Annotated in this window: 20 protein-coding genes and 1 riboswitch; of the genes, 9 read left to right on the top strand and 11 right to left on the bottom strand. The window is 71.0% G+C overall.

Features of this window, described 5'->3' with window-relative positions; all coding sequences use genetic code 11:
• Positions 1–108 precede the first annotated feature (108 nt).
• Positions 109–1,152 (top strand): N-acetylmuramic acid 6-phosphate etherase, encoded by a 1,044-nt coding sequence (gene murQ, locus ACFYXM_RS14125; protein ID WP_389289258.1) that lies wholly within the window; start codon positions 109–111, stop codon positions 1,150–1,152.
• A 97-nt stretch (positions 1,153–1,249) separates the two neighbouring features.
• Here murQ and ACFYXM_RS14120 read toward each other — a convergent pair whose 3' ends face one another.
• Together ACFYXM_RS14120 and ACFYXM_RS14115 are read right to left on the bottom strand one after the other, a co-directional pair.
• On the bottom strand, positions 1,250–1,558 hold the full coding sequence (locus tag ACFYXM_RS14120) for a hypothetical protein (RefSeq protein WP_389289315.1): 309 nt from the start codon (positions 1,556–1,558) through the stop codon (positions 1,250–1,252).
• The gene (locus tag ACFYXM_RS14115) at positions 1,548–1,793 is read right to left on the bottom strand and encodes a hypothetical protein (protein ID WP_389289257.1); all 246 of its coding nucleotides are present in this window, start codon (positions 1,791–1,793) and stop codon (positions 1,548–1,550) included. The genes ACFYXM_RS14120 and ACFYXM_RS14115 overlap by 11 nt, the downstream gene beginning before the upstream one ends.
• 302 nt (positions 1,794–2,095) lie before the next feature.
• Between ACFYXM_RS14115 and ACFYXM_RS14110 the strand changes: the two genes are divergently transcribed.
• Positions 2,096–3,706 (top strand): adenosine deaminase, encoded by a 1,611-nt coding sequence (locus ACFYXM_RS14110; RefSeq protein ID WP_389289256.1) that lies wholly within the window; start codon positions 2,096–2,098, stop codon positions 3,704–3,706.
• Positions 3,707–3,900: 194 nt separating this feature from the next.
• On the opposite strand, the gene ACFYXM_RS14105 is transcribed toward ACFYXM_RS14110, so the two are convergent.
• Positions 3,901–4,551 (bottom strand): TetR family transcriptional regulator, encoded by a 651-nt coding sequence (locus ACFYXM_RS14105; RefSeq protein WP_389289255.1) that lies wholly within the window; start codon positions 4,549–4,551, stop codon positions 3,901–3,903.
• A gap of 138 nt (positions 4,552–4,689) precedes the next feature.
• Here ACFYXM_RS14105 and ACFYXM_RS14100 point away from each other — a divergent pair, with 138 nt between their 5' ends.
• The 5 genes from ACFYXM_RS14100 (at position 4,690) to ACFYXM_RS14080 (ending at position 9,925) form a co-directional block, all read left to right on the top strand.
• Positions 4,690–5,880 carry a cytochrome P450 gene (locus ACFYXM_RS14100; RefSeq protein ID WP_389289254.1) on the top strand — a complete coding sequence of 397 codons (1,191 nt, stop codon included), beginning with the start codon at positions 4,690–4,692 and terminating at the stop codon, positions 5,878–5,880.
• Between the two features lie 5 nt (positions 5,881–5,885).
• Positions 5,886–6,131: a ferredoxin gene (locus ACFYXM_RS14095; protein ID WP_389289253.1), complete on the top strand. Its 246-nt coding sequence runs from the start codon at positions 5,886–5,888 to the stop codon at positions 6,129–6,131.
• A gap of 765 nt (positions 6,132–6,896) precedes the next feature.
• Entirely contained in the window at positions 6,897–7,748 is an 852-nt protein-coding gene (locus tag ACFYXM_RS14090; RefSeq protein ID WP_389289252.1) for a hypothetical protein, read from the top strand.
• Between the two features lie 92 nt (positions 7,749–7,840).
• Positions 7,841–8,293: a hypothetical protein gene (locus ACFYXM_RS14085; RefSeq protein ID WP_389289251.1), complete on the top strand. Its 453-nt coding sequence runs from the start codon at positions 7,841–7,843 to the stop codon at positions 8,291–8,293.
• Between the two features lie 390 nt (positions 8,294–8,683).
• Positions 8,684–9,925, top strand: a complete 1,242-nt coding sequence (locus tag ACFYXM_RS14080; protein ID WP_389289250.1) for an esterase/lipase family protein — start codon at positions 8,684–8,686, stop codon at positions 9,923–9,925.
• A 182-nt stretch (positions 9,926–10,107) separates the two neighbouring features.
• Here the strand turns inward: ACFYXM_RS14080 and groL are convergent, their stop codons facing one another.
• From groL to thrC, 4 genes are all read right to left on the bottom strand, one after another.
• A complete protein-coding gene (gene groL, locus ACFYXM_RS14075; RefSeq protein WP_360111293.1) occupies positions 10,108–11,730 on the bottom strand; it encodes a chaperonin GroEL in 1,623 nt (540 codons plus the stop codon).
• 431 nt (positions 11,731–12,161) lie between these two features.
• On the bottom strand, positions 12,162–12,368 hold the full coding sequence (locus ACFYXM_RS14070) for a cold-shock protein (RefSeq protein WP_003967346.1): 207 nt from the start codon (positions 12,366–12,368) through the stop codon (positions 12,162–12,164).
• 489 nt (positions 12,369–12,857) lie between these two features.
• Positions 12,858–13,136 carry a MoaD/ThiS family protein gene (locus ACFYXM_RS14065; RefSeq protein ID WP_389289249.1) on the bottom strand — a complete coding sequence of 93 codons (279 nt, stop codon included), beginning with the start codon at positions 13,134–13,136 and terminating at the stop codon, positions 12,858–12,860.
• A gap of 33 nt (positions 13,137–13,169) precedes the next feature.
• Complete coding sequence (thrC, locus tag ACFYXM_RS14060) at positions 13,170–14,504, bottom strand: threonine synthase (protein WP_389289248.1); 1,335 nt, start codon at positions 14,502–14,504, stop codon at positions 13,170–13,172.
• A gap of 18 nt (positions 14,505–14,522) precedes the next feature.
• Positions 14,523–14,650, bottom strand: a riboswitch (SAM riboswitch).
• Positions 14,651–14,803: 153 nt separating this feature from the next.
• Between thrC and ACFYXM_RS14055 the strand changes: the two genes are divergently transcribed.
• Positions 14,804–15,790 carry a glucosyl-3-phosphoglycerate synthase gene (locus tag ACFYXM_RS14055; protein WP_389289247.1) on the top strand — a complete coding sequence of 329 codons (987 nt, stop codon included), beginning with the start codon at positions 14,804–14,806 and terminating at the stop codon, positions 15,788–15,790.
• A 185-nt stretch (positions 15,791–15,975) separates the two neighbouring features.
• Positions 15,976–17,397, top strand: coding sequence for a trehalose-6-phosphate synthase (locus ACFYXM_RS14050; RefSeq protein ID WP_389289246.1), 1,422 nt, complete (start codon positions 15,976–15,978; stop codon positions 17,395–17,397).
• Between the two features lie 200 nt (positions 17,398–17,597).
• Here the strand turns inward: ACFYXM_RS14050 and ACFYXM_RS14045 are convergent, their stop codons facing one another.
• The 4 genes from ACFYXM_RS14045 to ACFYXM_RS14030 form a co-directional block, all read right to left on the bottom strand.
• A complete protein-coding gene (locus ACFYXM_RS14045) occupies positions 17,598–18,617 on the bottom strand; it encodes a hypothetical protein (protein ID WP_389289245.1) in 1,020 nt (339 codons plus the stop codon).
• Between the two features lie 206 nt (positions 18,618–18,823).
• Complete coding sequence (gene otsB, locus ACFYXM_RS14040; RefSeq protein WP_389289244.1) at positions 18,824–19,738, bottom strand: trehalose-phosphatase; 915 nt, start codon at positions 19,736–19,738, stop codon at positions 18,824–18,826.
• Between the two features lie 411 nt (positions 19,739–20,149).
• Positions 20,150–20,437, bottom strand: a complete 288-nt coding sequence (locus tag ACFYXM_RS14035) for a DUF3263 domain-containing protein (RefSeq protein WP_389289313.1) — start codon at positions 20,435–20,437, stop codon at positions 20,150–20,152.
• A 223-nt stretch (positions 20,438–20,660) separates the two neighbouring features.
• Positions 20,661–21,884, bottom strand: coding sequence for an extracellular solute-binding protein (locus ACFYXM_RS14030; RefSeq protein WP_389289312.1), 1,224 nt, complete (start codon positions 21,882–21,884; stop codon positions 20,661–20,663).
• Positions 21,885–22,295 lie beyond the last annotated feature (411 nt).

Here is a 22,295-nt window from a genome sequence, read left to right as displayed (position 1 = left end):
GCCCGGGCGCCTCGCAGCACGTCCGTAGCGCGACCACCCGTCCCAGGCCCCGCACCCGCACCCGCGAAGCCGTACGAGACCGCGAAAGAGAAAGCAGAGCCTTCCTCCATGACCTCCACGACCGACGCCGACCGTACGGGCGCCGCAGCCACCTCCCCCGCCGGGTACGGAGAACTCCGTGCCCAGCTCGACACGCTCACCACCGAGGCGTTCCGCCCCGAGCTGGCCGAGATCGACCGGCTGGGCACGCTCGAAATCGCCCGGATCATGAACGGCGAGGACCGGTCGGTCCCGGCCGCCGTCGGCGCCCGGCTGCCCGAGATCGCCGCGGCGATCGACGGCACGGCGGAGCGCATGGCCCGGGGCGGCCGGCTGATCTACGCGGGCGCGGGCACCGCGGGCCGGCTCGGCGTGCTGGACGCCAGCGAGTGCCCGCCCACCTTCAACACCGACCCGTCCCAGGTCGTCGGCCTGATCGCGGGCGGCCCCTCCGCCATGGTCAAGGCCGTCGAGGGCGCCGAGGACAGCAAGGAGCTGGCCGCCGCCGATCTGGAGGCCCTGGGGCTCACCACCGACGACACGGTGGTCGGCATCTCCGCCTCCGGCCGCACGCCGTACGCGATCGGCGCCGTCGAGCACGCTCGCGCCAAGGGCGCGCTGACCATCGGCCTGTCCTGCAACGCGGACTCGGCGCTGGCCGCCGCGGCCGAGCACGGCATCGAGGTCGTCGTCGGCCCCGAACTGATCACCGGCTCCACCCGGCTCAAGGCGGGTACGGCGCAGAAGCTCGTCCTCAACATGATCTCGACGATCACGATGATCCGGCTCGGCAAGACATACGGGAACCTGATGGTCGACGTCCGTGCCTCCAACGACAAGCTGCGCGCCCGCTCCCGCCGGATCGTCTCCCTCGCCACCGGCGCGTCCGACGCCGAGATCGAGGCCGCGCTCACCGCGACCGACGGCGAGGTGAAGAACGCCATCCTCGCCATCCTCGGCCAGGTCGACGGCTCCACGGCCGAGAGCCTGCTGGCCGCGTCCGGCGGCCATCTCCGGGCCGCCCTCGCCGCCGCCCCACCAGCCACCGAAACCGCCGGCACCACTGGCACGACCAGCACCACTGAAACCAGCCGAACCACCAGCACTACCTGAACCATCGGCACCACCTCGCACATCCACCGTGCATCCCCGCAAAGGCCCAGGTCGGTTGCTGCACGGTGTCGGCCTGGGCCATCGGCGTGTCCCACGTTCAGCGCGGGAGCCGCCCCTCCCGGTTGATCTCCGTCACCCGCGCCCGCAGCACCAGCCCCGGAGGCGCCGCCCGTACGAGGTGCGGCGGGCAGTCCCACTCCGCCCCGCCGCCCGGCGCCCGAAGTTGTACGTACGGCCCGACGCTCCCCATCACACGCCCCACCCGCCCGTCCCGCGCGTCCACCGCGAACGTCCCGGGCTCAGGCACCCCCGGGGAGACCGACGCCCTCGGCAAACCCTGTGCACCGTGCGCCTCCTGCGCACCCCCCGAACCCTGGGCGCCCGACTCGACGTCCTCACCGGTCATGTCCGGCCCTCTCCTGTGCCTCCAGCACCACGCTCAGCCGCAGCGCCGTGTCGAGGTTGCACCGGCCGAGCTCCACCAGCGGCGTGGGATCGCTCCCGGCGCACGACACCGGATCGACCCGCAACGACGGCAGCGTGATGCCCACCCCCGAGAAACCTTCTTTCAACCGCGCCACCGCATCCTCCGCCGCCCGCACTTTCCCCTCCGCCGCTTCGCGCCGTTCCATCGTCGTCATGATCTATACCTTTCCACTCTGCGTAATGACAATGCACACCCAGAGTGTCCAACGCGCGACGGGCCAGGAAGAGGCGCAGAAGCTGCAACCGCACGTGTGTCACAGGGAGTTGTCATGCCGGGGCCCAGGGCGCGAGGCCGTACCGGCGCGGAAGCCGCCATCTTCACAGAGTCCCCCCGCCCGGCCGCACCCTGTGGCCCGAGCGGACGAGGACGGCGCACGCCCACTCGATCGGGTGGGAGTTTTCGGCCATACATATCGTTTCGATGAGAATCGTTCCCCCCGGGCGCAATCATGCGGCGGTGATCCCATCGAATCGGACGGCTCACCGTCCCAAGTCCCTTGTCCCCGCCGGGCTCGGCGCACTCACCGTGCTGTCCCTGCTCCCGGCGGTTCCGGCCGCCGCGTCGGCCCCCGCCGAGAACGCGTCGCCGCGTTCCGTCGCCCAGTTCTCGCCCCGTGCGGTGACCCCGGCCGAGCGGCGGACCTCCGCCCACCTCGACTCGCTGCGGAACCGGCCGGAGCGGCTGAGGGAGTTCTTCAAAGCGCTGCCCAAGGGGGGTGATCTGCACAATCACTTGTCGGGCGCGGCCACGACCGAGTTCCTGATCAAGATCGCGGGCGAAAAGGGCCTGTGCATCGACGCCACGATGACCGCCGTGGCGCCGCCGTGCGGTCCCGGTACCCGGCCGGCCGCCGACGCGCGCACCGACGCGGCGTTCCGGCGGGAGATCGTACGGGCCTGGTCGATGCAGGACTTCCCGGCCGGCCAGTCCGGGCACGACCACTTCTTCGCCACCTTCGACAAGTTCGGGATGGCCACCTGGGACCGGGGCAAGCTCCTCGTCGACGTGGCCAACACCGCGGTCGAGCAGAACCAGTTCTATCTGGAGACCATGGTCACCCCGGCGTCGGACAGCTCCAAGAAGCTGTCCGAGAAGGTGGGTTACGACCCCGACTTCGCGTCGTTCCACCGCAAGCTGCTGGCCGACGGGCAGCTCGACCGGGTCGTGGACGAGGCGGTCAAGGAGGCCGACGACGCCGACGCGGAGTTCCGGGCCGCCGCGCGCTGCGGCACCGCCCGGCCCGAACCGGGATGCCGCCTGCCCGTCCGGTGGGTCTCCCAGGTGTCCAGGGGAAGTACACCGGCCCGGGTGTTCACGCAGATGGCGGTCGGTATGCGGCTGGCCGAGCGCGACCGCAGGTTCGTCGCGGTCAACCTCGTACAGCCGGAGGACTGGGACAGCTCGCTGGCGAACTACCGCCTTCAGATGCGGATGCTGAAGTATCTGCGTGGCGTGTACCCGGAGGCTCACCTGACCCTGCACGCGGGCGAGTTGGCCCCCGGGATGGTGAAGCCGGAGGATCTGCGGTTCCACATCCGTGAGGCCGTGCTCGTCGCCGGTGCCGAACGCATCGGCCACGGCGTGGACCTGGTCCACGAGGACGACTGGCGGCAGCTGGCCCGGACGATGGCGCGACGGGGCGTCGCGGTCGAGGTGCCGTTCAGCAGCAACAAGCAGATCCTCGGCATCGCGGGCGACGACCACCCGTTCGACGCGTACCGCCGCTACGGCGTCCCGGTGGTGCTGTCCACCGACGACCCGGGGGTCTCACGGATCGACATCAGCCACGAGTACGAGTACGCGGCCAGGACGTACGGTCTGCGCTACACCGAGCTGAAGGACCTCGCCCGCGCCTCGCTGGAGTACACGTTCCGCGACGGCCGCAGCCTGTGGGTCTCCGGTTCCGCGCCCACCGGCTACCGCATGGTCGCCGCCTGCCGGGCCGACCGGCCGGGCGAGGGGCACCCGGGTACGCGCTGCGCCCGCTACCTCGCCGACAACCCGAAGGCGGCGACCGAGTGGCGCCAGGAGGCGGCCTTCACCGCCTTCGAGAACCGCCACCGTTAACCCGTACGGCACCGGACACCCCGTACGCCCACCGGTAACGCCGTACGACACCGTTGCCCCGCGTGCGAGAGCCGGTCGCCGCGCGCACATGGCCGGGCCCGGCCCCGGGGCTTGAGCTCCGGGGCCGGGCCCGCCGCGTTCCCCGTCCCGTTCGCCGTCCTGTTCCCCGTCCCGCTCCCCCGCCGCCGCTCCCGCTACCGCTGCTGCTCCCGCGCTCCCGGTTCCTGCTCCCGCCCCGGTTCCGGCGCCGACCAGAGGTGCCCGAGCGCACCGAGCACGAGCCGGCAGACGTCGTCCGGCTCCGCCCCGGCCAGCGGCTCGCGGGCGACGACCGTCCGCATCAGGCCGATTCCGAGCAGCCACGCCATGGCCAGATCCGCACGCAGAGCGCCGTCCGCCGTACCGGAGAGCCCGGAAAGCGCCTTCTGGTACTCCTCCCCCAGGTCCCGCAGGGTGCCGGCCGCTTCGTCGCCCCGCCCGATGGACCGCAGGTAGACCTCCAGGGTGCGGTCTCCCGTATCGCCCGCGCTGCGGGTCAGCATCGAGCGCAGGGCGGTCTCGAACAGCTCCTCGGGCGGGGTGGCGCGCAGCTGCTCCAGTCCGCCCTGGGCCAGGACCTCGGTGAGCAGCCCCTGCTTGGACCCGAAGTAGCGGAACAACAGCGCCTGGTTGACCCCGGCCCGTGCCGCGATGCTCCGCACCGTCGTCGCCTCGTAGCCCTGCTCCGCGAACAGGTCGTGGGCCGCGTCCAGCAGACGACGGCGTGTGGCGGCGGCGTCCCGGCGAGGCGAGGCGACGGCGTCCCGGCGGCGCTGTTGGGACGGCAGGGCGGGGGCGGACTCCATGTCGGCCTTCCTCTCGGACCTCTCGGAGCGGCCCGTAAGGATAACGGCCGTAATGCGTCGTTGACCTGCCGTACGGCCACTCCTACCGTTGTAAGCAGCTGCTTACATAACGAAAGCCGCTTACCACCGGAGGCCGCAGTGACCACAGCAGACGTCACCCCCCTCGCCTATCCCTTCAACACCGCCGCAGGGCTGGAACTCTCCGAGGAGTACGAGCGCGTACGCGACCAGCGGGGTCTGTTACGCGTCCAGATGCCCTACGGCGAGCCGGCCTGGCTCGTCACCCGTTACGCGGACGCCCGGCTGGTCCTCGGCGACCAGCGCTTCAGCCGGGCGGCGGCCCTCTCGCACGACGAGCCCCGGCAGTCCGAGGGGCGGCGCGACAGCGGCATCCTCAGCATGGACCCGCCCGACCACACCCGACTGCGTTCCCTGGTCGCCAAGGCGTTCACGGTGCGCCAGGTGGAGAAACTCCGCCCGCAGGTACGGGCGTTGACGTCGGAACTGCTCGACGAGATGGAAGCGGCCGGCCAGCCTGCCGATCTGGTCGATCTGTTCGCGCTTCCGCTGCCGGTCGCGGTGATCTGCCGAATGCTGGGCGTCCCCACCGAGGACCGCCCGAAGTTCCGCGTGTGGAGCGATGCCGCACTGTCCACGAGCTCGCTCACCGCCGAGGAGTTCGACCGCAACCGCGAGGAACTTCGGGCGTACATGGCCGAGTTGATCGCGCAGCACCGGGCGGAACCGCGCGACGACCTGATGACGGCCCTGATCGAGGCCCGCGACGGCCGCGACCGGCTCTCCGAGCTCGAACTCGTCGATCTGTGCGTCGGCATCCTGGTGGCCGGACACGAGACCACGGCGTCGCAGATCCCCAACTTCGTTCTCACGCTGCTGGATCACCCGGACCAGCTGGCCCGGCTCAGGGCCGAACCCGAACTCGTCCCGAACGCGGTCGAGGAGCTGCTGCGCTTCGTGCCGCTGGGCAGCGGATCCGGTCAGCCCCGTTACGCCACCGAGGACATCGAGGTCGGCGGAACGCTCGTCCGGGCCGGGAGCCCGGTCCTGGTCGCCGTCGGCGCGGCCAACCGCGACGCGCTGCGGTTCTCCGCCCCGGGCGTGCTGGACATCGCCCGCGAGGGCAATCAGCACCTGGGATTCGGCCACGGCGTGCACCACTGCCTGGGCGCCCCGCTCGCCCGGCTGGAACTCCAGGAGGCGCTGAGCGCCCTGATCGCCCGCTTCCCGGGGCTGCGGCTGGCGGGCGACGTGACCTGGAAGTCCGAGATGCTGGTGCGCGGCCCGCGCGTCATGCCGATCGGCTGGTGACCGCCATGAGCGATGTCACCAGGTGGAACGTACGCGTCGATCCGGAACTCTGCCAGGGATCGGGTATGTGCGCCGGAACGGTCCCCGAGGTGTTCGCGCTGGACGGGATGCGTGACGGGCGCGAGCACGCCCGGGTCAAGGCCGGCGGGATCGAGCCGGACGAGCGGGTCCTGGACGCCGCCGACATCTGTCCGGCGCTGGCGATCACCGTGCACGACGGCACGTCGGTCATCGCCCCGAGCCGCGACTGAGCCCGTCCGTGGTCCGGCGGGCCTCCCGCCGGGCCTCGGATCACGGACCACCGACTCCGGACCGCGGGCTCCGGACCCCGAGCCCCGGACCGCAGACTGCGGCCATCGGCCCCCGAACTCCAGGATCCGGCCCCGCCCCCTGAGCCCGGCTCCCTGCCGCCCCGAGCCCCGAGCCCCGAACGTGCCTGCCCCGGCAACCGGTAGCGGTGGCCGGGGCGCGGACTCCGGCCACCGGGGCCTGCGCGGCCTGCCGTGCACAGACCGGAGGAGCCAGAGCAGTCGGACGCGCGCATCGGTCCGCCGGGAAGGCAGCGCAACGGCTCCCCCTCGCCCCGGACGCGGTAGGCGAGTTCCGTCCCGTCGGCGGTGGCGAACGCACGCATGGCGCCATCCTCATCACCCTCAACAACCTCGGCGACCTCGGCAAACGGATTCCCGCCGCCCCGGGGCTCAAGCCCCGAAGTCCGAGCGCTCTTTCTGAGGAATGGGTGGTGGGCCTCTTCCCACCCACCCTCCCTGCCACCGGCGTTGACCGTTTGTGATCGGTTTGCGACGCACGGTGCTGACGCTCTAGCGTGCCGAACAGCAAGCAGCCCCTGCCGGTGCACGAACACCAAACAGGGGCCTGACCATCAATCGATTAGGAGTCGATCCATGGCTGCCGATCAGCTTAACGTTGCCCCGCATGCCCCGCACGTAACCCCGCCCGCGCGACCGGATCAACCGGCGCCCGCGCCCGCGACCCCGCTCTCGCCCCCGCACCCGATGGCCAATCCGGGTTACGGCAAGCGTTCCGCGCCCTCGCAACTCCCCCGCACCGGACACGACTTCGCACACCTTTCCGCGCGCGAGGCGTCCATCGCCGCCTACCTCGACCAGCTTCCCGAGGGCGCCGACATCTCCGTGAAGACGCTCGCCAAGGTCCTGCCCTACGGACAGTGCGCCCTGCGGACCGCCCTCAACAGGCTCCAGGACGCCGGGCATCTGCGACGCGGCAGTGAATGCCTCGCCGACGACCGGACGTTGCTGTGGGTGACCCGCACGTTCTTCTCCCGTACCGCGCGGGACGACGAATGGTGGGCGGCGTTCACCCGCGGCGACGTTCCCCCGGAGCAGCGCCGACGGCCCACCCGTTCCCGGGTGTTCGTGCTGCTGGCCGCCCTCGGCCGCACCGCCCCCTCGCTCACCCTGGCGGAGAAGGACTGCACGGCGCTGGAACCGCTGGTCACCGAGTGGTTCGAGCGCGGCGCCACGGAGGCGGAACTCCTGCACGCCCTCACCGACGGTCTCCCCAGCCCCGTCCACCACGCCCCGGGCCTCATCCGTACGCGGCTGGTCGACAAGATGCCGCCCGACCGCCCGCGCCTCGCGGCCCCGAACGGAGCGGCGGCACCGCGCCCACTGCTGCGCACCCTCGAATGCGGCGAGTGCCGCGCCCCCGGCCCCGCGGAGGCCCTGATCGGGGGCCGCTGCGGCCCCTGCCGCGGCACTGCCGGCAAGGCGGCCCCCGCCGGACCGCTCGGAGCCGTTCCCCCGTCCCATGTCCGCGACCGGATGAGCGAGGTCCGGGCCGCGCTGATCCCGCGCTCCGAACGGCCTTCCAGGCTGCGGCCGTAGCGGAACGCTCCACTGCGGCCGGGGCGGGGCTCGGTCGCAACCGGCGCGGAAATCGTTTGCGGTGCACCCGCGCTCCACGGTGATATCCCGCCATGAGCAGAATCGCTGAGGTCATCGTGCTGGCGCAGGACGCGGACGAGGTCATGGAGCCACTGACACGGTACGACGACACGCGGACCTGGAAGGGTGTCTTCCACGAGATGCGGCCGGGCGGGAACTGGGGCTTCGGCTGGGGCGCGGAGTTCGTACGGGTGGGCAGCAGAACCGGGCTCCTGAAGCACCTGGAGTCCTTGCCATGGCCCCGGCCGGAGACGGTGCAGGTCCTGATCCATGACGAGGAGGACGACTGTTTCGGGCTGTGGATGATCCATGACGGCAAGCTGGTGGAGATACCCCTTCCGCGCACACGACGGGCCTACTGGTCCGGGCCGCACGACGAGGAGTTCGCGCCCGACCCCGGGATCCTGAGCCGGACGGACGCCGGTCCCGTCGACTGGCCGGAGGAGATCGAGGGAGGCGATCAGTCCCGCCCCCCGGCCTGGTGAGAACCACCGCCCCCCGGAGCCTGCCGGGGCGGCCGTGCCGCTCGGAGCGGCGGTGCCGGGCGGTGTGGCCACAGCGCTCGGCGCACCTCACGGCCTCACCAAGGGCTGTCCCGTAATCCCTGGCGGGCGCGCGACGACAGCTGCGGCACCTCGCCGCGTTGCCGGAACGTCCGCATACATCCAGTATGCGGACGCCCCTCCGCCTTGCGATGCACCACATCCGACGCCGCGCGCTGGTCCGCCACGGATTACGGGGCAGCCCTTAGCCCCCACATGTCCGAATCCGGCTCCCACCGGGGAGTGGTTTGATCCACTTCTTCCACCCGGTCGCTACCCCTCGTGTTCACCATGACGCCTGTTGTGATGAACCGGCCCAAAGGGGAACGACCTGTGTCCGAACCGACCCGCGAGCAGATCGCCTCGGCGCTGCGGAGCAAGCCTCCTATCGCCCTGACTCCCGGCCTCCGTCTGGAGGCCGAGCCGCACGGCGCCCTTCCGCTGCCGCCCAGTACCGTGTGGGACCTGCCGGGCGGCACCGCCTGGGTGTACTTCGGCGAGGGGAACCGGGATCTCGTACGGCCCGTGATCCTGGCCGACGGATTCAACACCGGGCCGAGCAGTCTGGACTTCTCCTGGGAGGGCCTGGAGTTCGGCGACTACGCGCTCATCAGCGAACTGCGCCGCCGGGGACACGACGTGATCCTTCTCGGATACCACGAACGCAGTGCGTCGATTCTGGACAATTCCCGGACCGCGCAGGCCGCGATCATGCGTGCGATCGCCGAGCGGCGGGGCGACACACAGCTGGCCGTCGGCGGGTTCGGTATGGGCGGCCTGGTCACCCGACACGCACTGGCCAAGCTGGAGCACGAGCGCGTGGACCATCGGACCGCGTTGTACTTCTCGTACGACAGCCCGCACCGCGGTGCCTGGGTCCCGGTCGCGCTTCAGGCGTTCGCGCACTACATCAGGGTGCTCGACAGCCGGTTCTCCGACCAGATCAACAGCCCTGCCGCCCGCCAGCTGCTGTGGCGGCACATCGGGGAATGGAACGGGGTACCGGCGCGGAGCGACGAACGCACCGCGTTCCTCGCCGAGATGAGGAACGTCGGCGAATGGCCGCGCAGGCCGCGGCTGATCGGGGTCGCCAACGGCACGGCCGACGGAAACGGCACCGATGTCCGGGCCGGGGAACTGGCCCTGGAGGGCAAGGGGCTGTCGGTCGTCGGTACCGAGCTCTACACCCAGGCGCCGGGCGACGGCGAACTCGTCGCGAAGCCGAGGGTGACGACGCTGAAGTCCAACGAGGTGCGCACGTCCGGGCTCCCGTCCATCGACGGCGCCCCCGGTGGTTCGCTGGAGGGCTTCGGCATCCTCGCCGACGGTTTCAACGCCCTCAATCCGATCCTGGGCTTCAAGACCGACGTCCGTATCCGCTCGCACTGCTTCGTGCCGTCCGTCAGTGCGGTCGACATCCGCGACCTGGACACCGACGAGGATCTGTACACGGACATCTCCGCGCTCCCGCGCGAGGACAGCGGGCTCGACGAATTCCGACTGGCCTCCCGGAACGAGGGCCACACCCTCGTGACCGAGGAGCTCTGCACCTGGCTCCTCGACCGGCTCCCGTAGCGTCGCGAACGCCGCGAACCCGCGAAGACCGCGAACGTCGCGGGGCCGTCGTGGGCACATCGCGGGGCCGTCGTGGGGACGTCGTGCCTCACGGCACGGATACGGCGCAGGCCCCCGGGACCAGGAGGTCCCGGGGGCCTGCGCTACAGCGAAGCTGTGCCGGACTTGCCGATCCCGTGGGATCAGAAGTCCATGTCACCGCCCGGCATGCCGCCCGGAGCGGCCGCGGCGGCCTTCTCCGGCTTGTCGGCGATGACGGCCTCGGTGGTGAGGAACAGCGCGGCGATGGACGCGGCGTTCTGCAGGGCGGAGCGCGTGACCTTCGCCGGGTCGATGATGCCCTCGGCGATCATGTCGACGTACTCGCCGGTCGCGGCGTTCAGACCGTGGCCGACGGCCAGGTTGCGCACCTTCTCCACGACGACGCCACCCTCGAGACCACCGTTGACGGCGATCTGCTTCAGCGGGGCCTCCAGGGCCAGCTTGACGGCGTTGGCGCCGGTCGCCTCGTCACCCGAGAGCTCCAGCTTCTCGAAGACGGCCGAGGCCTGGAGCAGAGCCACGCCACCACCGGCGACGATGCCCTCCTCGACGGCGGCCTTGGCGTTGCGCACCGCGTCCTCGATGCGGTGCTTGCGCTCCTTCAGCTCGACCTCGGTCGCGGCACCGGCCTTGATGACGGCCACGCCGCCGGCCAGCTTCGCCAGGCGCTCCTGGAGCTTCTCGCGGTCGTAGTCCGAGTCGGAGTTCTCGATCTCGGCACGGATCTGGTTGACGCGGCCCTGGACCTGGTCGCTGTCACCGGCGCCGTCGACGATCGTCGTCTCGTCCTTGGTGATGACGACCTTGCGGGCGCGGCCGAGCAGGTCGAGACCGGCGTTCTCCAGCTTGAGACCGACCTCCTCGGAGATGACCTGACCACCGGTGAGGATGGCGATGTCGCCGAGCATGGCCTTGCGGCGGTCGCCGAAGCCCGGGGCCTTGACGGCGACGGACTTGAAGGTGCCACGGATCTTGTTGACGACCAGGGTCGACAGGGCCTCGCCCTCGACGTCCTCGGCGATGATCAGCAGCGGCTTGCCGGACTGCATGACCTTCTCCAGCAGCGGAAGGAGGTCCTTCACGTTGCTGACCTTGGAGTTGACGATGAGGATGTACGGGTCGTCGAGGGACGCCTCCATACGCTCCATGTCGGTGGCGAAGTACGCCGAGATGTAGCCCTTGTCGAAGCGCATACCCTCGGTGAGCTCCAGCTCCAGACCGAAGGTCTGGGACTCCTCGACGGTGATGACGCCTTCCTTGCCGACCTTGTCCATAGCCTCGGCGATGAGCTCACCGATCTGGGTGTCGGCGGCGGAGATGGAGGCCGTCGAAGCGATCTGCTCCTTGGTCTCCACGTCCTTGGCCTGCTCCAGGAGAGCGGCGGAGACGGCCTCGACGGCCTTCTCGATACCCCGCTTGAGGGCCATCGGGTTGGCACCCGCGGCGACGTTGCGCAGACCCTCGCGGACGAGAGCCTGGGCGAGAACGGTGGCGGTGGTCGTACCGTCGCCGGCGACGTCGTCCGTCTTCTTGGCGACCTCCTTGACCAGCTCCGCACCGATCTTCTCGTACGGGTCCTCCAGCTCGATCTCCTTGGCGATGGACACACCATCGTTGGTGATCGTGGGGGCGCCCCACTTCTTCTCAAGGACGACGTTGCGACCCTTGGGGCCAAGGGTGACCTTGACGGCGTCAGCGAGCTGGTTCATGCCGCGCTCGAGACCGCGCCGGGCCTCCTCGTCGAACGCGATGATCTTGGCCATGTGAAGTGGTCCTCCCGGACAGGGGTGGATTTTCTCCGGACCGAGTGGCGCCCGCGACGGACGGCCTGCGTACCGGTGGTTCCTTGCCCCACCGGAGCTGCGGACCTCACCGGCCCGGCCCAAGTTCTGTCACTCTCACCCGGAGAGTGCTAACGCCAATGATTAGCACTCGACCCCCGAGAGTGCAAGCGTCCCCCTCGGGATGTGGACAACCCCGGACGCCGGATCCAGGCGGAGGGCGGACACCCCGCAACCCGTACGGGCGCGCGGTCCCGGCCTGTTCCCCGACACGCCGGGCGCCCGGGAACGTTCCCGGGCGCCCGGGCTCCCGGAAGGTTCCGGGAACGCACGCAGGGCCCGCCCCCTGGGTGCTCCCCGGGTACGGGCCCTGCGTACGTGAGTGGTGTCGTTGGTGGCCGACCGCGCCGAACTCAGCCGACGGCGAGCTTGACCATGTCCGCCTGCGGCCCCTTCTGGCCCTGCGAGATCTCGAACTCAACTCGCTGACCCTCTTCGAGGGTGCGGTAGCCGTCCATCTGGATCGCGCTGTAGTGGACGAAAACATCCGCACCACCGTCGACCGCGATGAAGCCGTACCCCTTCTCCGCGTTGAACCACTTGACGGTGCCCTGAGCCATGCCTAACTCCCCTATTACTGGCCCTTGCGCAGGACCGCACTTCGCGGACCCGGGTCAGAACTCACCCTCCGACAGGAGAGGGTGTGTGCGCCGGAACGCGTCGACCGCGGCTGAATGTATCTGCCCAACTGCCCTCTGCAACAGGTCAATCGGACGAGAATTCTGGGCAGCACCGATCGCCCGGAACTGAAGAATTCACAAGATCCCGGGGCAAGTCGGGCCGGACAAAGGTGACTTATGACGCAGGAAGATCGCACACTTTGGCCACTTCTCATCGTGACCGGGCGCATTCTCATTGGCGGGCGGCACGCGAAGCTGGGGGACTTCCCCCACTCTACCCCGCTCAACCATGCAGAATTGCCCCCTCCGTTTTCTCCCGGAGAGGGCAATTCGGATAACTCGTGAAGCCGTCCCCCGCCGGAGACCGGCCAATGACCGACGACGGCGACCGACCGGTGGCCGACCGCGGTGCGGGGAGCCTTCGGACCGTCAGCAGCCGCCCGCCACGGCGGGGATGATCGAGATGCCGGCGCCGTCCGGGGTCGCCGTCCCCAGGCCGTCCTCGAAGCGCACGTCGTCGTCGTTCACGTACACGTTCACGAAGCGGCGCAGCTTGCCCTGGTCGTCCAGGACCCGGACGGCGATGCCCGGGTGGTTGCGCTCCAGGGACTCGATGACCTGGGAGAGGTTCTCGCCCTCTGCCGGGACCTCGGACCGGCCGCCCGTGTAGGTGCGGAGGATGGTGGGGATGCGGACCTTGACGCTCATGGTGGGTGTGCCTTTCTTCGGTCGCGGTGGGGATCAGGCGGTGGCGAGGCCGGCGGCGCGGAACGCGTCCAGGCTCGGGCGGATCGTCGCGGTCGCCTGCGAGGTGGCGGCCACCGCGTCCAGGGTCTTGAGGCCGTCACCGGTGTTGAGGACGACGGTGGTCAGCGACGGGTCGAGCACGCCGTTCTCGATCAGCTTCTTCGTCACGCCGACCGTCACCCCGCCCGCCGTCTCGGCGAAGATGCCCTCGGTACGGGCCAGCAGCTCGATCGCGTCGACGATCCGCTCGTCGTCCACGTCCTCGACCGCGCCGCCGGTGCGCCGGGCGATGTCCAGGACGTACGGGCCGTCGGCCGGGTTGCCGATCGCCAGGGACTTGGCGATGGTGTCGGGCTTCTGGGGCCGTACGACGTCGAGTCCGGCCTTGAACGCGGTGGAGACCGGGGAGCACCCCTCGGCCTGGGCGCCGAAGATCTTGTACGGCCTGTCCTCGACCAGCCCCAGCCCGATCAGCTCCTGGAGTCCCTTGTCGATCTTCGTGAGCTGCGAGCCGGACGCGATCGGGATGACGATCTGGTCGGGCAGGCGCCAGCCGAGCTGCTCGCAGATCTCGTACGCCAGGGTCTTGGAGCCCTCCCCGTAGTACGGGCGCAGATTGACATTGACGAAGCCCCAGCCCTCCCCGAGCGGGTCGCCGATGAGCTCCGAGCAGAAGCGGTTGACGTCGTCGTAGTTGCCCTCGATGCCGACCAGCTCGCCGCCGTACACCGCGGCCATGACGACCTTGCCCTGCTCCAGGTCGTGCGGGATGAACACGCAGGAGCGGAAGCCGGCGCGGGCGGCGGCGGCGCCCACCGCACCGGCGAGGTTGCCGGTGGAGGAGCAGGAGAGAGTGGTGAAACCGAAGGCGCGGGCGGCCTCGACGGCGATCGCGACGACGCGGTCCTTGAAGGAGTGCGTCGGGTTGCCGGAGTCGTCCTTGACGTACAGGCCACCGGTGACGCCCAGCTCGCGGGCGAGGTTGTCGGCCTTGACCAGCTTGGTGAAGCCGGGGTTGAGGTTGGGCTTCTCCGCGACATCGGCGGGGACCGGCAGCAGCGGCGCGTACCGCCAGATGCTGTTCGGTCCGGCCTCGATGCGCTTCCTCAGCTCCTCCGGGGAGCCGGTCGGCAGGTCGTACGCCACTTCGAGCGGCCCGAAACAGGACGCGCAGGCGAAGATCGGGCCGAGTGCGAAACGCTCGCCGCATTCGCGGCAGGAGAGCGCCGCGGCGGGTCCGAGATCGAGGTCGGCGGGCGCGGTGCCGGCGGAGGAATCATCGGCGGAAGAGGTGTTCGCTGGGGCGGTCGCAGCGGTCTGCACGGCCATGATGGCGGAGGCCCTTTCTCCTCATCTTCCTTGCGACGCGTTTCGTCGCAAGCCGGAATTGGCACCTTCCCCACCGTGACCTCGCGGTCGGCAGGAGGGTTGCCGGGACGTCAACGGGCCGTTCCCTCAGTCCCTCTGGATGAGCGCTGTGGCACTGGAGCGATGCTCCAGGCATTTGTCGGCGGACCGACCCCGGCATGCGACGGTCGTCCGCGTTGTTCAAGACTGTAACCGAAGCACCGGACTGCTGAGACAGTCGTCCGAACCGCGAGATGGATCACATACAGGGAGTATCGACCGTGCTGGAAGAGGTCGAAAGCTGGCTGACCAGGCGTTCCTGGTCGGCCGCCGACCGTCCGCTGGACCGCCTCCTGGCTGCCAAGGCGAAGGACCCGCGGCGCGGGAGCGTGAGTGTCGTCCTGCCGGCACTGAACGAGGAGGCGACGGTCGGCGGGATCGTCACGACGATCCGGCGCGAGCTCATGGAGAAGGTCCGGCTGGTCGACGAACTCGTGGTGATCGACTCCGGTTCCACGGACGCCACCGCGAAGGTGGCCCGGGAAGCCGGCGCCCGGGTGGTGCACCGGGACGGCATACTCCCCCGGATACCCGCCGTGCCTGGCAAGGGCGAGGTGCTGTGGCGCTCGCTCCTGGTGACGCACGGTGACATCGTCTGCTTCGTCGACGCCGATCTGCGGGACTTCTCGGCCGACTTCGTCTCCGGCATCGTCGGCCCGCTGCTGACCGACCCGGAGGTCTGCCTCGTCAAGGCGATGTACGACCGGCCGTTCGGCGACGGCCCGGCCGGCCCTGCCGAACCCGCCCCCGGCGGGGCCGCGGCCCAGGGGGGACGGGTCACGGAACTGGTGGCCCGGCCGCTGCTCAATCTGCACTGGCCGCGGCTGGCCGGTTTCGTCCAGCCGCTGGGCGGCGAGTACGCGGCACGCCGCTCCCTGCTCGAACAGTTGCCCTTCCCCGTCGGGTACGGGGTGGAGCTGGGCCTCCTCGTGGACGCGCTGCACACGGTGGGCCTGGACGCGCTGGCCCAGGTCGACGTGGGTGTGCGCAGACACCGCCACCAGGACGGCCAAGCACTCGGCCGGATGGCGGCGGCGATCTACCGGACCGCCCAACTTCGCTTGTCCCGGGGGCACTTGGTGCGCCCCGCGCTGACCCAGTTCGAGCGCGGCGAGCACGGCTTCGTACCGCGCACCCATCCGGTGGACACCGAGGAGCGGCCCCCGATGCGCGAGATCGAGGAGTACGTCCAGCGCCGCGCAGCGTGACGCAAGCGCGCACCGTACGACACCCCCGCGGGGCCACGGAAACCATGGGACGTCCATGGGGCACCCACGGGCACACGGGGAACCGCCGGTAACCACGGGAGCCGTGCGCACGCCACCCGGGCGCCGCCGGACGTTGTCCGGCTTCGCACGTTTGAGTGGTTCGTGATCGGGCTAGATTGCGCAACATGGTCTCCGAGCGCGAAGCCCAGTCCGCCGAAGCCGGTGCCGTCCGGGCCGGCGCTGCCGAAGCCGGCGTTCTCGTCGCGTCGAACCGCGGCCCGGTGTCGTACACCCTGGAGACCGACGGGTCGCTCGACGCGAAACGCGGCGGGGGCGGGCTCGTCTCCGGGCTGAGCGCCGTCGACGACAAACTGTGGGTGTGCGCCGCGCTCGGCGACGGGGACCGCGAGGCGGTCCGGCGCGGGGTGGGCGAGCCGGGCGTGCGGATGCTCGACATCGACCCGGCCGTCCACGCGGACGCGTACAACGGCATCGCGAACTCGGTGCTCTGGTTCGTCCACCACATGCTGTACCAGACCCCGCTGGAGCCGGTCTTCGACCCGGAGTTCCGACGGCAGTGGGCATCGTTCGAGACGTACAACCGGGCCTTCGCCGAGGCGCTCGCCGAGGAGGCGGGCCGGGGCGCCGCGGTCCTGGTGCAGGACTACCACCTGGCGCTGGTGCCCGGCATGCTCCGCGAACTCCGCCCCGACCTGCGGATCGGCCACTTCTCGCACACCCCGTGGGCGCCCGTCGACTACTTCCGGCTGCTCCCCGACGACATCGCGGAACAGCTCCTGCGCGGCATCCTGGGCGCCGACCGGGCGTGCTTCCTCACCCGGCGCTGGGCCGACGCGTTCACCGCCTGCTGCGCAAAGTTCCTGGGCGGCACGGGACGGACCGGGATCGGGGTGCACGGACTCGGCGCGGACGCCGACTTCCTGCGCCGGCGCGCGCACGAGGCGGACGTGGACGAGCGGATGGCCGCGCTGCGCGAGCAGATCGGCCCCGGACGGAGGACGATCGTGCGGGTGGACCGGACGGAGCTGTCCAAGAACATCGTGCGCGGCCTGCTCGCCTACCGCACGCTCCTCGAAGAACGGCCCGAATGGCGGGAGCGCGTCGTCCATGTCGCCTTCGCCTACCCGTCGCGGCAGGACCTGGCCGTCTACCGCGACTACACCGCAGAGGTCCGGCAGGTCGCCGACGCGATCAACGAGGCGTACGGCACACCGGGCTGGACACCGGTCGTGCTGCACGTCAAGGACGACTTCGCGCGCTCGCTCGCCGCGTACCGGCTGGCCGACGTGGCCCTCGTCAACCCGATCCGCGACGGCATGAACCTGGTCGCCAAGGAGGTCCCGGTCGTCTCCGACCACGGCTGCGCGCTGGTGCTGTCACGGGAGGCAGGGGCGTACGAGGAACTGGGCGACGACGCGGTCGTGGTGAACCCGTACGACGTGTCCGCGACGGCGCGCGCCCTGCACGAGGCGCTGACGATGGCGGACGGCGAACGCGCCGAGCGCACGCGGCGGCTGACCGCGGCGGCGGTCGCACTGCCGCCGCAGCAGTGGTTCCTGGACCAGCTGGCCGCGCTGCGCGACTGATTCTCCCGGCGGGGAGCGAAGCGGGCGGCCCTGGGACGACCGGCCGGGGCCGGGCACAGCCGACGGAACGGCCGCGGGCGGCCGGGACGATCGGGCCGACGGGGACGGCCCGGGGCGGCCGGAACCCACGGATCCGGTTGTGGGCGGAGCCTGCGGAGCCGGTGCGGGCGAAACCCGCGGATCCGGTGTTGACGCTCCCGTCAACGAGACGCGACCGTGCGCAGTTCCAGCTCGTGTCTCGCCTCACTCCGCAACAACTCCTCCAAGTGGTGCAGCGTGGTGATGAGCGGGTCGTCGCGGTCGAGCACACGACCGGCAAGGCCGATCAACGAGTCGTCCTCGTGAGGCGTCGACCAGTCGAACAGCAGGCTGCACAGCGCTTCGCTGCTCTCGTCCCGATCGGCCACCATGCGCAGACCGAGCCATCTGCGCTCCACCCGGTGCCTCAGAAGCGAGGCAAAGGTCCGGATGCAGTGCCACGGATCGTCGGCACCCGTACCGGACATCAGTCGCGCGACCAGATCCTCGTACAGCTCCGCTGTTCCCAGGCTCAGCGCGCGCGCACCCACGTACGCCCAGCGGTCCGATCCCGTGCCGCCTCCGTAGGCCTCCCAGCGCGGGTTCCACAGCAGCCGGGTGAACGCGGCGCGCCCGGCGTCACCGTGCAGGGCGATGCCCAGGATCAGCCCACCGTTGCAATCTGTGGACGCGGCCCCCTCGCCCCATTCGACGAGCCTCTTCAGCCATGCCGGATCACCCGTCTTCGTCGCGAGGACCGGCAGGAACTCGGGGAACAGGTGAGAACCGACGTGCCGTTCCAGAGCCTCCGCGATCTCGGCCCGCAGATCCCGGCACGGCAGGTGCGCCAGCCCCAGGCAGGCGGACGCCGACTCGTCGTAGCCGCCCTCGACGTGCTCCCACAGCATCCGCTCGGCCGACTCGCACCCCAGGCACCCGACAGCGTGCAGCACACCGGCCGGTACGCCGTCGCGCAACCTGCCCGCCCGGACACTCGCCGCCAGCAGCCTTTCGGCCACGCCGGCGTCTCCGTGCCGGGCGAAGACCGGAATCAGTTGCTCACGTGCTCCGGGATCGTCCAGGAACACCGGAAGCAGCGCCTCCGCGTCGGAGCGGGACCCGTACCGCAGTACCACGTCCACGGCCATCGACTCCCACTGCCAGGTCACCGTCGTCGGATCACCGGCGTACCTGTCGAGCAACCTCCGCGCCGCCCATGAAACCGCCACTGCGTCCCCCGCCCCGCTGCCGCCTCTGTCTCTGCCGCTGCTCTGCCCTCTGGCTCGCCCCTGGGTCGAGCCAGAGGGTCGGCCTATGGGTCGGCGTCCGCCCGGACACCCGTCATCCCCCTCCTGGCCGGGACGGGGGGCGGCAGCCGTGGCTTCCGCCGCACCGAACCGTTGACGGCTCAGAGGCGTGCGGCCAGGGCCGCCAAGTAGCGTACGACGGCCGCCGGGCCGTCCAGCAGCAGATCGGCCCGTTCGGCCAGCTCGGTGACCTCGGCGCTGCCGCTGCAGACCAGCAGGCCCGGGATGCCGTCGGCGCCCTCGGCGCTTTCGGTGCCCTCGGCGCTTTGGGCGCTTTGGGCGCGGAGCTTCTCGACGGCGGCGTACGCGGCGAGGTCGCCGAGGTCGTCGCCCGCGTACAGGACGGACTCGGCACCCGTCTCGCGGAGGTACCGCGCGAGCGCGACGCCCTTGTCCATGCCGGGTGGGCGCAGCTCCAGCACCAGGCGGCCGGGTTCGACGATCAGCCCGTGGCGGGTGGCGAGCTCGCCGAGGGGTTCGCGCAGGGCCTCGAAGGCGCCTTGCGGGTCGGTGGCGCGGCGGGTGTGGACGGCGAGCGCCCGGCCCTTCTCCTCGACCCAGGTGCCGTGCCAGGCGCCGTGCCGGTCGAGCACGCCGGGCAGTTCGGCGCGGGCCGCGGCCACGCCGGGGTGCGGGGCGAGGGCCTGGACGGCACCGGTGACGGCGTCCCAGCGCTCGGCTCCGTAGTGGCCGAGGACGACGAGGTGGTCGAGGCCCGCCACCCCGGCGAAGCCGCCCTGCCGGACGGCGACGCCGGCCGGGCGGCCCGTGACCACGGCGACGGAGGCCACTTTCGGGGCGAGCGCGACGAGGGCGTCCACGGCGCCGGGGTGGGCACGGGCCTGGTTCGGGTCCGGGACGATGTCGGCGAGCGTCCCGTCGAAGTCGAGTGCGATGACGGCACGGTCCGGGCGCGCGAGGATCGCGGCGAGCGCCTCCCGGCCTACCGGGGTGGTGGGGGTCGGGAACTCGGACGGGGTCGCGCTCGGCGCGGGTGCGTGCGGGTTGCAGCCCATGGGGCGAGCCTATAGGCGGCGGGCGGAGGCGATCGCGGCGAGGCGTCCGCGGTGGCGGAATTCACGGCGGTGCGGAGTGGTCGGGCTGCCGCCCCGAGGGCGTGCGCGACGGGCGCATGAGCGGCGTTCGCGGCCCTGGCGGGCGCGTCGGCGGCGTACGCGACGGGGGCAGGTGCGTTGGACCGGCGCGTTCGCGCCGGAGCGGGACGGGCGCGGCGCGCGACGGGGCAGGCACGGTGATCGGTGCATCGGCCGCGTGCGCGACGGGGCGTGGTGGGCTGGCGCATCGGCGGCGTACGCGGCGGGCGTGACGGGCTTCCGCGTCAGCGGCGTACGCGACGGGGGCGTGGTGAGCCGCCGCGTACGCGGCGGCGCGGGCTCGTCAGCGGCGTTCGCGGCGGCGCGGGCGCGTCAGCGGCGTTCGCGGCGGGCGTCCCGGACGCGGCGCAGGCGGTTCACCGTCACTGGGTCCTCCTCCAGCGCCCGGCGGTCGTCGAGGAGCGCGTTCAGCAGTTGGTAGTAGCGCGTGGGCGAGATACCGAGCCGCTCGCGGATCGCCCGCTCCTTGGCCCCGGGGCCGGCCCACGACCGGCGCTCCAGGGCCAGTACGGCACGGTCGCGGTCGGAGAGGCCGGATGCGTTCGGTGTTTCGGACGTCTCCCGCCCGTCGGTTTCGTCGGATGGTTCCGACGGTGCCACGGGCTCGGTCGTGGCGAACGTGGCTGGCGGGGTGGGCGGGGCCGACGGGGCAGATGAGGCGGACGGTTCGACCGGGCCGACCGGTTCGGCGGAACCGGCCGGCCCGGCCGGGCGGGCCGTGTCGTCGGGGCCGTGCTCGGAGGTGGTCATATCAGCCAACCTATCGCCCGGCCGGAGGGCCGCCACCCCGCCACCGTGCGGCCTCCGCCACCGGGCGCCCCCGCTACCGGGCGACCTCCGCGGTCGCCGCGTCCCGTCCGATCCTCCCCAGCACGGCCGCGGGGTTCCCGTCCGGCGCGACCGCCTTGCCGATGTTCTCCTTGATCGACTCGTTGGTCCTGGCCCAGGACGTCTTGCCGTACGGGTAGAACTCCGCGTTCGGCAACGCGGCCAGGAACTTCCGCAGCGGCTCGTGCCCGGCGTCGGACTCCATCGCGGCGGAGGCGCTGCCGGTGACCGGCAGCAGGTCGTACGCGTCGGCGAACTCGATGACGTTCTTGTCGGTGAAGAGGTACTCGAAGAACTTGCCGAGCTGCACCCGGTGGCCGCGCTGCTTGAAGCCCATGATCCAGTCGGCGACCCCCACCGGGCTCGTGCCGGGTCCGTTGGTGCCGGGCATCGGCACCATACCGACGGAGATCCCCTTCTTCCGCGCCTCCCGCATCAGCGTCGGGTGGCCGTTCAGCATGCCGACCTCGCCGCGCGTGAACGCGGCGAACGCCTTGCCCCGGTCGAGATCGCCGGGCGCGACCGGGCCCACCAGCCCCTTGCCGACCAGGTTCGTCCGCAGCCAGTCGAACGTCCTGATGTTCTCGGCCGAGTCGAACTCGTACGAACCGGAGTCGTTGACGAAGCCGCCGCCCCCGCCGAGCAGCCACATCATGGTCTCGGCCTGGGCCTCTTCCGGGCCGAGCGGCAGCGCGAAGGGGTACTTCACACCGCGCTGCTTCAGCACCGCCGCGTCGTCGCGGATGTCGTCCCAGGTCCGCGGGGCGGACAGGCCCGCGTCGGCGAACAGCTTCTTGTTGTAGAAGAGCAGTCGGGTGCTGGCGACGAACGGCACCCCGTACTGGGTACGGTCCACGCTGCCCGCGTCGGTCAGGTGGGGCAGGAAATTGGCCTGGGTACGTATGGACAACAGCTGGTCGGCCCGGTAGAGCTTGTCGGCCTTCACGTAGTCGGCGTAGGCGTCGATCTGAGCGATGTCGGGCGCCCGTCCGTTCTTCACCATGGTGGCGACCTCACGGCCGATGTCCTTCCACGAGTGGACGCTGACGTCGACCTTGATGCCGGGGTGCGACGCCTCGAAGCCCTTGACCAGGTCGTCCCAGTACTTCTTGGAGCTGTCGGCCGGACCGGTGCCGTAGTCCGCCGCGACCAGCCGGAGCGTGACCTCGCCCGGTCCGCCGCCCCCGCCGCACCCCGCGAGCACCGCGATCATCCCCATCGCGGCCACAGCCGCCGTCATTCCCAAGTAAAGCCGCCGCACACCCAGTTCCGTTCTCATGAAGCCCTCGGGGCGAGCCGCGATCCTTCCCGGTCGCCCACCGAAGGCCTGCACCAGCGAGCCATCGCTTTCACAGCGGGCCTGCACGGAGCCCGGTTGACGCGCATTACCCACCCCTCGACCTGAATCGATCGATGAACATGCTTGCACAGGACGGAACTTCGACCGAACGACCGACGCCACGCCTCCCCCTCACCGGGAACGGCACCGGCCGGGGTCCGGGGGTGACGCGCACGCCTCATCACCCCCGGCCGAACCGGACGGACCGCGGCGAAGGCCGTCGACACCCCTGAAGATGATTTTGTATGGAGCCGCAACAAACCAGAGGAGTGGACTAGACCTATCGGGGTC

The sequence above is a fragment of the Streptomyces sp. NPDC002476 genome (assembly GCF_042889785.1).
Taxonomy (GTDB): Bacteria; Actinomycetota; Actinomycetes; order Streptomycetales; family Streptomycetaceae; genus Streptomyces.
This window is presented reverse-complemented; position numbering and strand designations above follow the sequence as displayed.

Bases quoted from the DNA above. Each gene is read 5' to 3' on its own strand.
- murQ (WP_389289258.1), top strand. From the start codon at position 109: ATGACCTCCACGACCGACGCCGACCGTACGGGCGCCGCAGCCACCTCC.
- ACFYXM_RS14120 (WP_389289315.1), bottom strand. From the start codon at position 1,558: ATGACCGGTGAGGACGTCGAGTCGGGCGCCCAGGGTTCGGGGGGTGCG.
- ACFYXM_RS14115 (WP_389289257.1), bottom strand. From the start codon at position 1,793: ATGACGACGATGGAACGGCGCGAAGCGGCGGAGGGGAAAGTGCGGGCG.
- ACFYXM_RS14105 (WP_389289255.1), bottom strand. From the start codon at position 4,551: ATGGAGTCCGCCCCCGCCCTGCCGTCCCAACAGCGCCGCCGGGACGCC.
- ACFYXM_RS14095 (WP_389289253.1), top strand. From the start codon at position 5,886: ATGAGCGATGTCACCAGGTGGAACGTACGCGTCGATCCGGAACTCTGC.
- ACFYXM_RS14090 (WP_389289252.1), top strand. From the start codon at position 6,897: ATGGCCAATCCGGGTTACGGCAAGCGTTCCGCGCCCTCGCAACTCCCC.
- ACFYXM_RS14085 (WP_389289251.1), top strand. From the start codon at position 7,841: ATGAGCAGAATCGCTGAGGTCATCGTGCTGGCGCAGGACGCGGACGAG.
- groL (WP_360111293.1), bottom strand. From the start codon at position 11,730: ATGGCCAAGATCATCGCGTTCGACGAGGAGGCCCGGCGCGGTCTCGAG.
- ACFYXM_RS14070 (WP_003967346.1), bottom strand. From the start codon at position 12,368: ATGGCTCAGGGCACCGTCAAGTGGTTCAACGCGGAGAAGGGGTACGGC.
- ACFYXM_RS14065 (WP_389289249.1), bottom strand. From the start codon at position 13,136: ATGAGCGTCAAGGTCCGCATCCCCACCATCCTCCGCACCTACACGGGC.
- thrC (WP_389289248.1), bottom strand. From the start codon at position 14,504: ATGGCCGTGCAGACCGCTGCGACCGCCCCAGCGAACACCTCTTCCGCC.
- ACFYXM_RS14050 (WP_389289246.1), top strand. From the start codon at position 15,976: ATGGTCTCCGAGCGCGAAGCCCAGTCCGCCGAAGCCGGTGCCGTCCGG.
- otsB (WP_389289244.1), bottom strand. From the start codon at position 19,738: ATGGGCTGCAACCCGCACGCACCCGCGCCGAGCGCGACCCCGTCCGAG.
- ACFYXM_RS14030 (WP_389289312.1), bottom strand. From the start codon at position 21,884: ATGGGGATGATCGCGGTGCTCGCGGGGTGCGGCGGGGGCGGCGGACCG.